Origin of the sequence: Photobacterium proteolyticum (genome assembly GCF_001939735.1) — a bacterium.
In the GTDB taxonomy this organism is placed as follows: Bacteria; Pseudomonadota; Gammaproteobacteria; order Enterobacterales; family Vibrionaceae; genus Photobacterium; species Photobacterium proteolyticum.
The window spans coordinates 143,895-159,772 of the sequence record NZ_MJIL01000090.1 but is presented as its reverse complement, the minus strand read 5'-3'; the positions used below and the strand labels follow the sequence as shown (position 1 = coordinate 159,772).

The following is a 15,878-nucleotide window of genomic DNA, read 5'->3' as shown; positions in this document are numbered from 1 at the left end:
ATTACCTCTCCTTACATTGACCAATTGCTTGGTTAAATTCACCAACAAACAACGGATATTGCTTGGTAAACTTCTTAGAAAAATAGACCCCTAAAGGCTTTTCCTTGACGATATTACGTGTGATCGCCCGATGACTAATCCCCATACTTTCAATCGCGTCTTTCATCACGAAGTCATTAGCGAGTACTGCCCCGACTTCCCCTGCAAGCAACAGCTCAATCAACGTGGTCGGCTGACGTGGTTTTTTCTCCACCCGGTAACCCGACTTGTGTAACCAAAACCATTTGTTCGAACCAAAAATTGCTGTAACAGCAACTTCTTCTTTGAACATCATGCTTTCTGTATCAATCGAGTCGGACAAACTAAACCAGCTCCATACCTGACTGAGCACCGGCAATGAATAATCGGCATATTTATCGCGAATCGCATTTTGAGACGCCAGAAAGAAACCATGATGTTCACCCACCTCAACCAGGATTTGTGCCCGATCCCAATCGGTCATGGTGATCTGATACGGTTGCTGCATCACTTTCATAATGCACTTGAGCTTTTCAATACCCGGCCCTTTCATCTCGCCGTCCTGCTGATATTGATAAGGACGCCACTCCTGGGTGACGAGCAATAACCGCTCGGGACGCACCTCACTGTGGGCACTGAAGCTGACGCAAGATGCCCACAGCACAGCCAAAACAAGCGGAAATCGTTGAGTTTTAAAAAACATCACTAAACTCATTGTTGCTCCTGCATCGATTTACCTTTCGAACGAATGACGTCGCCATTCATACCGTATACATCGCTCGCCATTTCCATAAGTACAAACGGAATTTGTTGCTTGATCCGCCGAGCCTGTTCAAAACTAATCGCGATATCCGGCGGTGAAATATGCCCCACAGGTAGGTCTCCTGGTTTTACTTCTCCACGCAAAATCTTCAACCCGTATAAACCAGCCTGATGAGCATTGTTGACAAAACTCACACCAAACGACATCAGTGCGCTGTCCGAGCCACTTTTCACCACATCAGGTACGGCAGAAATGACAGCCAAATCACCAGAATACTGATTAATTTCAGCCATTCTTGACAGTAAACTTGAACTGCCAGTCAACCAAAGCAAGCTACTATCTAAGGAAGGATCAGTCAGGCGCATAGTGCGTATCGCCTTGGTCATCGCAGCGTCTAGCTCAAGCAACGGCTGCTCTTCATCGACCACGATTGGCACAATTTTCACACCACTCTTCTCCGCAAGTTTCTTCAGCGGCAAATATTGCGTCGTATAGGCGCTTTTATTCTTACTCGCGTATAACACACCAATTTGCTTTAACGACGGGTTGAAACGTTCCATAAATGCCAGCGTCACCTCGGCAGGAAGGTTCAATGACGTAAATGCAAAGTTATCGCCCGAGCCCTGATCACTAGCGATAAGGCCTAACAGCACCGGGTCTTTCGCATTAACAGAAACAACAGCAACCTTGCCGCCTTTGTAAACTTTGCGAACAGCCACTGTCGCTTTTGATCCAACGGTATAAATCAGGTGAGAGTTACTTTCGGCTTTTTTGAGCATTTGAAGTAATAACTCTTGCTCATCGTTATCGGTTTGTGCAACAGGCAGCCTGCGCACCACAAAACGGGCCAAAGGTAGTTCACGGCTATATATACCAAGCAAGGTCTCAAGTGCAATATCATAGGATTTAGCCTGACGCGACACTATCACCATAATTTTTGGCGCGGATTTCACCGGCAAGAACTCGACACCATCCTGACTGCTCTTAGTCTGCCAGTGGCTGCCGGATGCTGGTTTCAGTTCATCACCCAGCCAGGTTGGCCATTGGGTATCTGCCCATAACACCGGGCTCCACATCAAAGTAACCAACATTAGCAAGCGCATCATGATGACACCGCCTTAGCCGTACCTTGGCTGAAAATCGTAAACAGCATGCAAGCCGCAATAAAAAAGCCAGCCAGCGCCAACATGGCGTACTCCGCACCAAACCAGATCAACAGTTGACCAACGATAATCGATCCCGAGACATGGCCAAACCGCTCAAGAAAACGGTAGGTTGCCGCTATAACTGAGTCCGATTCTTGGCTATCAGCCATACTGACAACCACGTGGGTAACCACTGGCGCATTAATCAGACCGTGAGAGAACCCCATCGTCATCATCGCCAGCGTCATCACCACAACGGTCTGCCAGTTTTGTGGCATAGCCAACCCGATAGCCAACAAGACCAAAGCAAGTCCGGCAATTAGATTGCCCAGACTCAATACCGTTTTGCTGTTACCCAGACGGTCAACCCAAGGTCCGACTTTATGACTGACCAGCAGCACGATGGCGGCATACGACATCAAGACCTGACCAATACTTTCTTTGCTAACACCCCGTTCGGCCAGCAGCAACGGCACCGCAAAAGAAACAATACCGGTTAACGCCGCTTTGGTAGGGATCCCCACCAGCAGCATTGTGCGGACAAAAGCTGGAATTTTAATTAAGCGCCATGAATCCGCCATCATTGCGGAGACCATATCGGCAACCGAGCCTTGTCGCTTCTGTCTTGCTCGCATCGACGGTAGGATCAGGCTAAACAGACTCATAATCACCCCAATGCTAGCGGCAAGAGTAAAGGTGCCCTTGTCCCCCAGATAATCAGCCAACAGCGCACCAATTGCAGCCCCGGCTATAAATCCGGCGTTAAAACAGAAAACGATGATCCCCGCAGCCTGAGTTTTGTTGTCTTTATTACTGAACCGCAGGATATAACCCTGGACAGAAATAAAGATCAGCGCCTGCCCCACCCCAGAAGCCAAACGAGCCAACAAGATAGCTTCCAGCCCCATGTCCATCGCCAGCAACCCGCATCCAAGACTCGACAGCAAGATTCCGAACACCAGCACACGCCGGATATCGTACATCTCAACCAGTCTCGCTGCTGGCAGCAGGGTCAGTGCAAAACCGAGGAAATAGAGGGTAAAAAACAATGATGATGCACCGGTACCCAGTCCTGCCGACTCCGCGACCGAGGCCATGTACTGTGGCATAATCGGTGCCATCAACGCTTCCATCAGCACCGCCCCGAGAAAAAGGGGTTTAATCCGCTCTAATATCACATCGCTGCGCTTTTGGTTGGCTTCACCGCTCAACAGGCGGATAAAGGCAAAACACACCAGACCACATGCAAAGAAAAGCACCGCAAAATTCTTTAATGTCCGGGCCAGCTGGGCAAGAACAATTTCTGCTTTATAGGTCAGGCGGACTTGCCCTGATGAAGAGGTACCTATAATGTAATCGAGCATGCCGGTATCGGAGATAACCTCTGCCATCCCCTCACCCTGCCAGCTGGCAGCCACCGGACGGTTTTCTTTAAACACCGCGATCTTTGACAGTTCCGGGTTAGTCTGGCGAAAGTTATCAAGCATCAACTCGACACCGGTCACCAGATCACGATCCACATCATGAACCAAAATCGGCGACAAACGCTGACTGACCACATCAGCCAGCGACACCGCCTTGCTTTGCAAGCCATCACGATACAGACTTCCGACCAGGATCATGACACTGACAGACATGGCCAGAAACACCATCGTAAAACTGGTCAGGTAAACCGCCCGTTTGCTGCTATTTAAGACGCTACCGATAAACACCGTCAGGAGCACCACAATCAACCAGATAAACGGCTGAAAGCTTTCAGTCACCGTGGCTTCAACCATCAGATCGCTCAGAACAACTTCGAGTGTCCCTACCTGGGTAAACTTGTTACTGAGCGGAATGGAAATCCGGTTGCCGATCTCCGGCACATCGCCATACAGATATAATTGCTTCTGTCCAGATAACAGACGCAAGCCAGTCACCGAGACATCAGCTTCGACAATCGGCTGCAAGATCTGACCTAACCCTGCGATATCTTCCAGCGACACCCCAGAGTTAAGCACCTGTTCAACGCCTAGACGCGCAGCTTCGGTCTGCGCCATTACCGTATCGGTTGTCAACTGACGGTAGCTTTTCAGTGCCTGACCATAGCCTACGACGAAAACCAACAGCAGCGACAAGGCAACTACTGTCAGTCCGAGCATGAGCCTGATTCGATCCTTTACCGGTCTCACAGCGACTCCTAGCTAGGCCAGCGCCAAACTGAAGAACTCTTCAGTAAAGCAATGTGCCAGTGTAGTAGAACGATGTTTATGCAGATAAGCCAGGCGGTTAAACACCAATGACTGGATCAGATCATGATAGCCCATACCCTCCCCCGCCAAATCGTGACAAACGATACTTAACTTACTGCCTTCAGGGCGCTTAAGATCCGGCTTCGGATTCGCCTCAAGTACAAACAGCTTGCCACGCGAGTCCATTCTCAGGTCCACCCGCACAAGGGTGTGCAAGCCCATCTGATTGAATATCCTAGAACCGATATCAGCCAACTCACTACGTAACTCGGGATCTTCTACCTTCAACAACCGATCGCTGGTGATCGGTTTAACATCCATTGACGTGAAGATGGCTTCGTCATCCGCTAGCACCCGCTCAGTGATCGAAAATGAGAACGGCTGATCACGCTCAACCAATACACCATCCTTGAAAACAGTCGGTCCGGCAACGGCAACCACAAATTCACGTCCTGACAAAAACGGTTCTATCATCACGGTATTACTGGTCGCTTTTTGAACCAGTTCAACCATCTCGGCCAATTCACCACGCTTGAATACCGGGTGAACGTGAATCGAAGCACGGCCTGAAACCGGTTTGACGATAAATGCCTCACCAAATTCCTGCTCGATAAGATCAAGCATGACGCCTTTGGCGTCATCATTAACGCTTTCGCCATGACCGATGGTTACGAACGGAGCCGTCGGGATCCCGGCTGCATGGATCTCATGTTTAAACAGATGCTTATTGTCCAAGACCCCTGCCGTCATTGGTGAGTGGCCGACATACGGCACCCCCAGCATTTCCAACATAGACGGTAGATGACACATAGAATCAAAGCCTTGCAGACCTCCGCTATTGGTAATCACCAGATCTATACCTAGGGTTTTCAACGCCTGAGGCAATGCGAGATTCTCAGCCAGTACTTCGACATGCTGGAAACCAGACTCCCTCAATGCATCGGCTATATCACAAGCAACTGGCTGATATGTTTTGGTCGAACGCGGGCTCAAATTCTCATAGATATAACTACCCGGTAGTGCCTTTTCCCCTCCGTGCACAACCGCAATTTTTAGTGAACTTCGTATCCATTGAAGCTGCTCTTTTGTAAATGGACTAATCTTCACTGTCGTACCCTAACTATTATTTCGACATTTATTGTTTAAATTCGCTTTTATATCGAAATTAAATATATTTCTTTTCCCGCAAAATATTTAACTACGGCTGTATTACCAGCCATCTTTTATCTAATAACGCTTTTAAAAGCCTGACGGAAACTAATAATGCATCATTATTAGCCTCCGAATTGATCATATTAGGTTTAGCTTATCAACAATGACTAACCAACCTGCAGGTTCACGCATCAGTTTATCTGCACGGAAATGTTCGCCACCAACTTTCAATTTATGCCCTTGTACATTAACTAAAACTCTTTCTTTTTCGATTTTCGCAATCTGGGCAAAAAGCTCCCGAACCATATCCAGTGCAGGGGTTTCAGTCGCATATTCATTTGTCGCCTGCTCGCCGAATAAACCAGCAATACCGTAATCATCATCCATCTCGTAAAAAGCACGGTAATGCAGTATCTTGGCAGCCTTTTCGATATCGGCTTCCATATTCGACAAGCGGTATGCCAAGGTTTGCCCGTGAATAAAACCCGCAGCAGCAGTTGCACTACTGGTGATGACATTTCCCGGAATACAGTCGGCTGCCAGTGCCGCCGACTGTGATTCTATTTTAAGCTTCTTACAGTCAATGATTAGCTTGCAGAGCTTATATTCCATCGCCAGCCCTTTGCTTTTATATTGCTTAAGTTGCTCTTTGAGCCGAACTAGGTGCGCGATTGTTTTGGCATCAGATCGAGCATGACGGGCAGCTCCCAAGGTATTCACATGAGTTGCACTGCTCAGTACACCGCCGGTAAAAGAAACCGCATCACCGGCAATCTTCTTAACCATTCTTTTCTTAAAATATGCCGCTGTTTTAGTATTTTCATATAGCGCAGCATCTATCGGTGTAAGTAACGGATTTGCAGGCAGCTCTTTTGGTTTCCTTTTACCGGCCCACTCAACGATATTACAGATAACATCATGACCAAGCTTCACCGCACCAATAATATTGCCATTAGTAAATTCAAGTCCGCCGCCAGCGGTATAAATTCCGCCGCTTCCTGACGCTAAGCTACTCAGGTCCTTGGTTGCATCAACCACATCTCCGACATAGCCGGCAATATCGCTACGCATATCCATCGTTACCTGGCCAAGTAACTTTGCATCGTCTAAAGCTTGTTGTTTCGTATAACCAACCTGCTTAGGAAGCTTCTTCTGGCGAGGCTTTAACTTTGCACCGCTTGCACTGCCTTTCGGTGTGTAAATTCCTTGAGTACCAACACCGGCAATACCCGCATTAGCCAATATGCTGTCTCTGTCTCGTGCTTTTTCCAAGTCGTAACTTTTTTTTCTACCAAACATAACGTTAATCCCCTACATTTTTACTTGAGCACAATTTCCAACCGGCCTATCACTGGTACTGAATTATTCAATATCAAAGCTAACTTCACCGGCATGACAAGAAATACTTACAGCATTGATTGACTGGCCGGCACTCAATCGAACAATGCATTGGGTCGCCAATTCTGGCATCAGGGTTCGGTTAATGATCTGCTCGATAGCACGCGCTCCGGTCTCCGGAGAGTGGTTCTGTGCTATCAAGTGCTCGATTAACTCCTCACCATACGAGAAACTAGCGCTATAATGACTGCGCACACGTTTTTCGATACGACGAAGCGACAAGCGGGCAATTTTCGCCATTTCGTCATCATTGAGCGGGAAGTAAGGCACTACCGTCGAGCGTCCGATAAATGCTGGTTTAAAGTACTGCTGCAATGCCGGGAATATCGTCTGGGTCAACGTCGGAATACACGGCCTTTCCTGCGCACAGGCGTCGACCACGGCACTGTCAGCCGCGTTAGAGGTCATAATGATAATGGTATTTCTAAAATCGATATCGCGACCTTCACTATCAGAAATCGAGCCTTTATCGAATATTTGATAGAAAAGATCATGAACACCAGGGTGGGCCTTTTCCATTTCATCAAGCAATAGCACGGAATACGGATTTTTTCGCACCGCTTCAGTCAATACCCCACCTTTACCATAGCCAACATAACCAGCAGGCGATCCCAGCAGCATTGAGATCTTGTGCTCTTCTTTGAACTCCGTCATGTTAATGGTGGTAATGTTTTTCTCGCCACCATAAAGAAGATCGGTGAGGGCCAGAGCTGTTTCGGTTTTACCGACCCCACTAGGCCCGCACATCAGAAACACCCCAATCGGCTTGCGTGGATCCGTCAGACCGGCACGAGACATGCGAATCGCTTGAGAGATCTCTTGTATCGGCGCAGTCTGTCCGATAACTCGTTCTCCGATCCGCTGCTCTAGCTGCAGCAGACGTTCAACTTCATCCTTGACCATGTTGCCGACAGGGATCCCGGTCCACAGAGAAATCACCTGAGCGATAGTTTGGGTATCCACCTGCGGCATTACCAGGGGGGATTCACCTTGCAACTCATACAATGCATCAAGCTTTACAGAAAGCTGCTGCTGCTCTTCACTCTCACTGACATCATCACCGGCAAAATATCTCTCATCAATAATGCCCTGTAGCTCAGTAATCTCAGTGACCAGAGCCTTCTCCGCTTCCCAACGCTGAGCGAGTTGTGCATATTCGGCCTCCAGTGAAGTAAGCTTTTTCTGCACTTCTGCTATCTTTTCTGCGCCGTTGGCCAACATGGCATGTTCGCGTTCTACCGCCGAAATTTCGTTCTTAGCATAACGAATTTGCTCAGCCAGACCATCAAGCTGCTGCGGCAACGCACTTTGGCTGAGCCCAATACGGGAGCAGGCGGTATCAAGTAAGCTGATCGCTTTGTCCGGTAACTGGCGCTCGGGAAGAAAGCGCACCGACAACTTAACCGCTGATTCAATTGCTTCTTCTAGTACTTTTACCCGGTGGTGTTTTTCCAGCCCGCGGGTCACACCACGCAGCATCTGGATCGCATCATCTTCACTAGGCTCACCGACCGCAACCAGCTGGAAACGACGGGTCAGGGCTGCATCCGTTTCAAAATACTGTTTGTATTCCGCCCATGTCGTAGCAGCAATGGTACGAAACTCCCCACGAGCTAATGCCGGCTTCAACAGATTAGCCGCATCATTCTGGCCAGCGGCACCGCCCGCACCAACCAAGGTGTGCGCTTCATCGATAAAGACAATGATCGGGTGAGGAGATTGCTTAACTTCAGTCAGCACATCTTTCAGGCGGTTTTCAAACTCACCTTTAATGCTTGCTCCTGCTTGCAGCAAAGCCAGATCCAACGTTCGCAGTTCAACATTGGCCAGCGACGGCGGTACATTGCCATCAACTATCTGCTGGGCCAAACCTTCAACAATCGCCGTTTTACCAACGCCGGGATCACCGACCAGGATCGGGCTGTTCTGCCGGCGGCGACAAAGAATATCAATAGACTTGCGGATCTCGGTATTCCTACCAGAAATAGGATCCAGTTCTCCGTTTCGTGCAGCAGCAGCAGTCAGGTTGTGGGTGTACTTGTCCAACGCAACGGTGCTGGCCTCCCCCCCTGCCAGTACTTCGGCCGAACCGGCACTGGATTCGGGACGCTGGGTAGGCAATTGCCTGGCAGCATTTACTTTGAGGGATTCCACCGAGAGAGTATTAAGCCATGGACTAAGTTCACCGTTATAGCCACCCTGCGCAGTCCGCTGCTTCAGGACCAATAAAATATGGTAGCCATTAACTTCAGCGTGGCTATGGTTAACTGATGCCAGCAGCCAGGCGTCTTTCAATAGCTCCACCAAAGCCGGAGACAGAGCCGGTGGACTATCATTCCCCCGAGACAAACCATTTAAATGACGAGCGAGCAAATCCACAATCTGGTCACGACCAATATTGCCTTGCTGCAATATCTCAACCCAACCGCTCTTGGGCTCGTTCAATAGCTGATTAAACCAATGCTCTTGTTCAATGCTAAAGTGAGTACGTGCCATGCAATCGCCCGCAGCGGCTTCAAGTGCACTTTTTAATGGTAAGGCGAGCCGTTTTACCAGGCTCTGTAATTCAACATTGATCATGCTGTGTCCTTGCTTGTTATTTAAGTGGCATTACCACGTGTTCTCGGTTTATCTGCTTTGGGGCAAGCCATGTCGACTGCGCCAGACGGATATCGGTGCTGCTTTCTGTGCTCAGGCGAAGACCGGGTAGGAACTTTCCATCAACTTTAACCATCAGTTTCAGCTTGAGATCGACCCCCATGTAATGTCGGACAAACGCCTCGATCGCACTGACCAGTTGGCGGTCATTCCGGATTTGATTAAATTGGCGGTTATTATTTGGTTTTATCATGATTTCCAGACGCTGAAATGCGGTGACGGCGCTCTTTCCAACCAGAGCACCAAAGCCTAATTGATTGTTTTGTCCTTTCTTTCCCAGCTTAGTCACACTACATGGCAACAGGGGGACATAATCAATATCACCGTATTCGACCTCGAATTCGTATTCAAAATAGTCGGCCAGCAAGTCTTTTAAGGTATGCGGGCAGGATAGTTTCAGACCAAGCAACCCCGAGTACTGGATCAGGTGAGCCGAAGACAACGTTCGGTTGTTGCCGAGATCACCATTGAGATTAGCCAGCATCGTTGTCAGCGAAACACTGTGTCGATTCCAGCTAAAATGTTCTTCCTCGGCCTGAGCGACTAAGTCATTTTTAATCTCCGCCTGACAGTGCAAACGGTAATAGCGATTATTGAAACCATTCAGGAAATCAATCAGGGAATCGTTACCCTGCTCGAATAATTCCTTGAGCGATTCGCTGTAGCTATGCCGGGGCATGACACCCTGGCCACCCGATACAGCAGGTAAGTCACAGGTAAACGCCCATTGACCAGCTACCGGATTACTGATTTCTACAATGTCTGCCTGTTGATAGGCAGGCAGCAGGCTAGCCGAAAATGACACTGTCGGCCTTGTACCCAAAACAGCGGCTTCATGCTTGACCAACTGCATCGCACGGTGAAGATCGAATGTATAAGGCTGCTCAAGGAGCCGAGTCAGAGCATGTTCTTGCATCCGGACCTCCTCGGAAAGATCTTGTGTTCCCCTTCCGTGCCTTCGAGCACAATCACTACCTGAGTAAAGCTGTTAAAGCCTGCAAAAAAGGCAAAAAAGCGGTCGAGCAACTGAGATAGCAACTCAACTCCGCCACCACCCAGAGCCTTGGTGCTGAGGGTGACACTGATGCGAGTACCGTAAGCAAAACAGCTTTTGCCTGAAATGCGGATCGGTGCCACCACCTGCTCTTGCTCTATCCCTTGGATTGCCGCGATATAAGCCATATTTTGTGAGCTTTCGGTATGGTTATACAGATTCAGCATCGCCTTGAGTGCAGCAACGGGATCATCCGCCCCCAACAAGGTGTGGTAATTGAAATGAAGATGAGCCAGCAACGGCCAGGCATTTTGCTCCGCGGCTTTGATCCGAACTTGCTTGGTCGGACGACGTAAGAGTTGCAGCCGAGCCGGTAACGAAATGGAGTCGCGACAACTAACCTCACTGGAGATCGACAACTGACCGGCAACCGCACCGTCAGAGCACGTTGCCGAAACCAGCCAGGTTCGAGATTCACTGTTAGCACTCAGATGCTCAAGATCTGCCACCCGCAAGCTACTGTAAAGTGTAGTCTCACTATGCCAATCCTGAACCAGCTGCCACCTTAGGCCGGTTTCAGCACCTGTGTATTTTTCACCATACAACGGCGGCACAGCGCAACTTTGTTGCTCAGTCACATCAAGCACCTGCTCAATCGCGAACAGCTGAAGCTGCTGTTGCCCCCCAGCATCCAGCACAATTGGATACTGACTATGACCAAAATCGACACTGAGCGGTTCTGCCGTCAACGACTGCAAGTTCACTATCGGGGTACAGAACAGATGGAAGTTATCCGTACCAAGGCTACGCGACAAGTCAATTGCCATATCATCGAGGAACAGCTGGATCTTGATCTCATTGGTATGGGCGTAACGCAACGACTGGGCAAGATCCAACGCAATCACATGAAAACGTTCAGGAAAGGTGAAAAACTCAGTCAGCAGCTTAAACCCGCCAAAACTGCGCGAGCTGTAAGGCAGTACCTGATGCTGGCTTTCAAAGCCCACAGGTTGCAGTGCATCTCGGCCAAGTGGTACCCGCTGTTCGCCATATTGGACACACACCTGCTTAACCCCGGCGAGCAGATGATCATATAGCCTCAATACCGATTGCGTCTCACCTCGCAGGAATAGCTCCAGCGAAGTCAGATCGAGATCAGAAAACAAAATACTCGGATCCGTGGTCTGAAGCTGGATTTCCAACATGGCTTTGGCATGCTCGGCGCCAGCCGGTTTCTCTGCATCAAACGGTGCCATCACCACGTGAGCCGAACCAAGTTTGACCGGGAACAGAGTTACATCCTGACAGGTACGGAAAACCGTAGACTCTATATCGGCATCCGACACCCCCAATTGAGTACCTTGCGGAATGAAATGCCGGGCACTCACCTCTTCAGAAGGCTGCATTTTGAGGATACTGTACGACGGGATTGGGCGCAGGTAGTGCGGAAATAACAACCGCAACAGGCTATCCGTCAGTTGCGGAAACGAGTCATCCAGGCGCTGCTGCAGACGAGCATTGAGTAACGCCACACTGTCAATCAAACGAGAAATTTGCGGATCATCGACACTATCGTCACTGATCCCCAGGGATTTGGCCGATCCCGGGTGGCGACGGGCGAATTCACCAGCTTCCTGGCGGATAAATGCCAGCTCTTGCTCGAAATAACTTAGTAATGACTCAGACAAGGTTCGTCTTCCTTACATCTAAACTACTGGTGGTAAAATCAAGGCTGGAGTCGAACACCACCACTTCTTCACCAAACTTGCTGCTGATCAACCCTTCAATCCGGAACATCAGCTTATTTGTTGCCACTGAATTTTCGTCCAGATCGACAACAACCTCTTTCAGCCGCGGCTCAAATTGAATAATCAGTTGCTTAACATCATGAAGGATCACGTCACTGCTGCTTTTCCCCTGACTACGCAGCGAACTCACCATGCCGAATGCAGCAATCGAGTTACACAACTGCGGGCTCAGTTCCGTGTTCTTCCACATCGGGGCTCTCGCAGATAGCACTGCCGACAGGTTTTCAATAATGGCATCGCGAACATCATCAACATCCCCACGCCATTGGCCTTTCAGCTTGGCCATCAAACTCATGACATTTCTCCCAGCTTGTCAGACGAGACATCAGTCATCAGTGTGATATGAGTATCGAGCATTTCGTACTGGTATTGCGGCTGCAACTTGATTTCACAGCGATAGCGGGTTGAGTCGTGGCGATCGGCAACAAAGCGAACTTCTGCATGTTTGAGGGGGTAACGCGCCATAATCGACTCATCACCATAATCCACATTACTGATATAAGTCTGTAACCACTTGTCCAGGTCACGCTGGCAAGTTGCCGCGCTATCAAAGCTACCGACGCGATCACGCATCTGAGCTTTGATATAGTGGCCAAAACGACAGGCCATCAAATTGGTCTGCAGCATCCCGCTGGTTTTGCTGGACTCGTTGTCCGGCTTCCATACAGACTGGTTGCTAAACAACCCCAGCTGGCCACTTAGATAAATACTCGAAACCGGAACAAAGCCCTGATCTGCCCAGAAACCGTCACTCTCGCTGTAAATATCAATACGTGCCTTCAATGGCGTGCAGGCGCTGTCATTTAAATCAATCAACACCCCATGATTACCGGTTGCATCATGCGCCCTTAAAAAACCAAACCAGCTGATACGATCAAATTCACGGATCACATTCGCTGCCAACAGGTATACGGAGTTGCCCCACAACACACCGCTGTTGGTATTGGCTTCACTAAACACAAAACCTGCTGGGTAATGTTGCCTAGGGGTACGGATCCGGTACTGAGGCAAAACCAGATGCAAAAATCGACTTGAATGGTGCTGTCGTAGCAACTGCCAGCTCTGTAAATCTTGGCTGGTCAAAATCCGATTAATTCTGGCGTGGTCATGTGTCAATCTGGCGGGGTCATCGCCAAAGAAATAGTTGTCAACACCCACTACCACTGGGCATAGCGAGCGCTCACCGAGCTCTGCCAGCAATTGCAGCGTATACAGGTCATCAAAATCACAGCTCTCGTCCAAATCGGAGTGAACATGGTGATCGACCACTAGCAAGCCAAAGGGTTGACCACCAGCAGTATCTAGTTCTTTTGCATAGATTTTCTTGAACAGTGCACTGCGGCTGATTTCAAACGACTGGTTCAAGTCCGTCGATAACATGTTCCAGCTGAAATCCAGCAGCTTCACCTTGATCCGACGGCTCGACACAGGAAGATGAACTAAGCTGTACAACCCTGACCATGAAGCTTCAAGCCGCTTGAATTCTTCGGCTTGCATAACAGCAGAAAGCTGCTCGCTTAACTGGTGGTCAAGCAAAGTGATCACCCTGCCCAACAGAGCCTTGAATTGGCTAGTATCATGTTGACGGGCATGTTCAAACAACATTCGCCACAACCCTAGGTCATGCAGGACATTGGCGGATGATGTCGGATTAATCACTGTCATAGAAACTCCACTCGGGAGCCGAAACTCCCGAGAATTTTGATTAGCCTGGAATGTTCGCAACCATGCGTAACGAGGTTGTGAGCTCTTCCATTTGTAACCATGGGCGAAGGTGGGCAATCGCAGAGTAGCTACCCGGACGACCAGCCTGTTCCTCAACGACAACTCGAGCTTCAACAAGTGGGTACTTGGCTTTCGCTTCGTTACCAATCGCATTTGGATTAACGTACTGCTGGATCCAGTTGGTCAGTTCTTTCTCAATCTCACCCGCATCAATGTTTGAGCCAATACGGTCACGTCCCATCACTTTCAGGTACTGGGCAATACGACTGCTGGCCATGGTATACGGCAGGCGCGCAGAAATTGCGGCATTCGCAGTTGCATCAGGATCAACATACGTTTTTGGCTTATGGGCTGTTTGCGCCCCCATAAAGACTGCGTAGTTGGTGTTTTTATAATGCACCAAAGGCAGGAAGCCCAGATCACTCAACTCTTTCTCACGCTCATCTGTCAGATTCACTTCTGACGGACATTGCTGGAGCAAGTCGCCAGCTGGTGAGAAATACGTAAAGTTAGGCAAGTTCTCGACCTTACCGCCGTTATCCGTACCACGGATAGCCGTACACCAACCATACTGGGTATAAGCTTGGGTCAGCAGCAAACCGAATTCATACGCAGCATTGCTCCAGACAAAGTCATCCTGAGACTGAGGTACCGCCTTGCCATTTGCATCGGTAGCAAACTCTTCATACTGGAAAGAGCTCACCGGTACCGTACCCTGCCCATAAGGCAGACGTGCGATAGTTTTAGGCAATGTCAATGAAACGTAACGGGAATCATCACTCTCACGGAACGCATTCCAGCTCGCATAGGCTGGCGAGTCAAAGCCAGCAGCCACAGGTTTGCCTTCGTTAAAGGTCTCAAACGATTCAAAATCAAACATAGTCGCATTGGCTGCGGCTATAAACGGAGCATGCGAAGCTGCAGCCACTTCACCCATATAGCGAAGCAGGGCAACATCTTCGTCGCCGTAGCCGAACTCGTAATCCCCAAGCAGAACACCATAAGGCTGGCCACCGGCAGTGCCGAATTCTTCTTGGTAAATCATGGTGAACAGGCGACTACGGTCAATAGCAGGTGCGTCTTCAAACTGCTCAAGCAGCTCGTCCTTGGTGTAATCAGCAAGCTTGATTTTAAGGTCCGGACCCAGCTCACTGTTTTTAACCAGTTTCTGCAAACCCAACCACGTGCCTTCTAGTTTCTGGAAAGCTTCATTTTTCATCACTGTCGAAAGCTGTTCTGAGATTTTCACATCCAGCGCTGCAATAGCTTTTTCTATAGTCAGCGTCAGGTTTTTATCCCATGTTACTGTGCCTTCGAGTGCCTGCGAAGTCAGCACTGACAGCAGCTCTTTGGTAGTATCAACAGGTGTTTGTGTTGTCGCTGAAATAGCACGATCCAGAAAGCTGGCTTCTACGCCAGTTGCTTCAGTTTGCTGAGCAGCAGTTTGTTGTTCAGTTGACATTATTCAGCCTCCCCTTTTTCGACACCCAGTTCACCGGCAAGGTGCTGGATTGCATCCGCACTTTGCAACAGTTCTTTTAGCAATCGCTCAAGATCACGAGAACGATCGGCTTTGCTCAATAGCACTTTCAGTTGATTACGAGTCTCAACCAACTGTTTCAGTGGATCGATATTCTCTACCAGGTGCTCAGGGTGGAAATCCTTCATGGATTTGAAATTCAGGTTCACCTCAAACTGGCTATTGTCATCGGCCAGTTTATTATCAACTTTGTATGACAGACTTGGGCTAATCTGTTCCATCACTGTATCGAAGTTATCTTTATCGACACCGGTAAATTCACGTTCTTCAAGATCGACTTTTTCACTTTCTGGCTTATGACCAGAAAACTCACCAATAACACCCACAACAAAAGGCAGTTCTTTTGTTTCAGTTGCACCATTGGTTTCTACGTCATAAGTGATGCTGACGCGGTTTTTGCTAACACGCTTATGTTGCGAGTTGAGAGCCATGCTTCCCTACCTTTT

General features: G+C 49.0%; 12 protein-coding genes. All 12 read right to left on the bottom strand.

Features of this window, described 5'->3' with window-relative positions:
• Position 1: 1 nt before the first annotated feature.
• The 12 genes from BIT28_RS20830 to tssB all read right to left on the bottom strand — a co-directional run bounded on the left by BIT28_RS20830 (position 2) and on the right by tssB (position 15,863).
• The gene (locus BIT28_RS20830) at positions 2–733 is read right to left on the bottom strand and encodes a transporter substrate-binding domain-containing protein (protein WP_083652015.1); all 732 of its coding nucleotides are present in this window, start codon (positions 731–733) and stop codon (positions 2–4) included.
• Positions 730–1,887 (bottom strand): ABC transporter substrate-binding protein, encoded by a 1,158-nt coding sequence (locus BIT28_RS20825; protein WP_075766863.1) that lies wholly within the window; start codon positions 1,885–1,887, stop codon positions 730–732. The genes BIT28_RS20830 and BIT28_RS20825 overlap by 4 nt, the downstream gene beginning before the upstream one ends.
• Positions 1,884–4,097: an MFS transporter gene (locus tag BIT28_RS20820; RefSeq protein ID WP_245823812.1), complete on the bottom strand. Its 2,214-nt coding sequence runs from the start codon at positions 4,095–4,097 to the stop codon at positions 1,884–1,886. The genes BIT28_RS20825 and BIT28_RS20820 overlap by 4 nt, the downstream gene beginning before the upstream one ends.
• A gap of 12 nt (positions 4,098–4,109) precedes the next feature.
• The gene (locus BIT28_RS20815) at positions 4,110–5,264 is read right to left on the bottom strand and encodes a D-alanine--D-alanine ligase family protein (protein WP_075766861.1); all 1,155 of its coding nucleotides are present in this window, start codon (positions 5,262–5,264) and stop codon (positions 4,110–4,112) included.
• 183 nt (positions 5,265–5,447) lie between these two features.
• Positions 5,448–6,608, bottom strand: coding sequence for a hypothetical protein (locus BIT28_RS20810; RefSeq protein ID WP_075766860.1), 1,161 nt, complete (start codon positions 6,606–6,608; stop codon positions 5,448–5,450).
• A gap of 63 nt (positions 6,609–6,671) precedes the next feature.
• The gene (tssH, locus tag BIT28_RS20805; RefSeq protein WP_075766859.1) at positions 6,672–9,287 is read right to left on the bottom strand and encodes a type VI secretion system ATPase TssH; all 2,616 of its coding nucleotides are present in this window, start codon (positions 9,285–9,287) and stop codon (positions 6,672–6,674) included.
• 16 nt (positions 9,288–9,303) lie between these two features.
• On the bottom strand, positions 9,304–10,281 hold the full coding sequence (locus tag BIT28_RS20800; RefSeq protein ID WP_075766858.1) for a type VI secretion system baseplate subunit TssG: 978 nt from the start codon (positions 10,279–10,281) through the stop codon (positions 9,304–9,306).
• Positions 10,263–12,047: a type VI secretion system baseplate subunit TssF gene (gene tssF / locus BIT28_RS20795; protein ID WP_075766857.1), complete on the bottom strand. Its 1,785-nt coding sequence runs from the start codon at positions 12,045–12,047 to the stop codon at positions 10,263–10,265. The genes BIT28_RS20800 and tssF overlap by 19 nt, the downstream gene beginning before the upstream one ends.
• Positions 12,040–12,462: a type VI secretion system baseplate subunit TssE gene (gene tssE, locus BIT28_RS20790; protein WP_075766856.1), complete on the bottom strand. Its 423-nt coding sequence runs from the start codon at positions 12,460–12,462 to the stop codon at positions 12,040–12,042. Before tssE ends, tssF begins: the two co-directional genes overlap by 8 nt.
• Entirely contained in the window at positions 12,459–13,832 is a 1,374-nt protein-coding gene (locus BIT28_RS20785) for a type VI secretion system contractile sheath domain-containing protein (RefSeq protein ID WP_075766855.1), read from the bottom strand. The genes tssE and BIT28_RS20785 overlap by 4 nt, the downstream gene beginning before the upstream one ends.
• A gap of 40 nt (positions 13,833–13,872) precedes the next feature.
• Entirely contained in the window at positions 13,873–15,354 is a 1,482-nt protein-coding gene (gene tssC, locus BIT28_RS20780; RefSeq protein ID WP_075766854.1) for a type VI secretion system contractile sheath large subunit, read from the bottom strand.
• On the bottom strand, positions 15,354–15,863 hold the full coding sequence (gene tssB / locus BIT28_RS20775) for a type VI secretion system contractile sheath small subunit (protein WP_075766853.1): 510 nt from the start codon (positions 15,861–15,863) through the stop codon (positions 15,354–15,356). Before tssB ends, tssC begins: the two co-directional genes overlap by 1 nt.
• Positions 15,864–15,878: the final 15 nt, after the last annotated feature.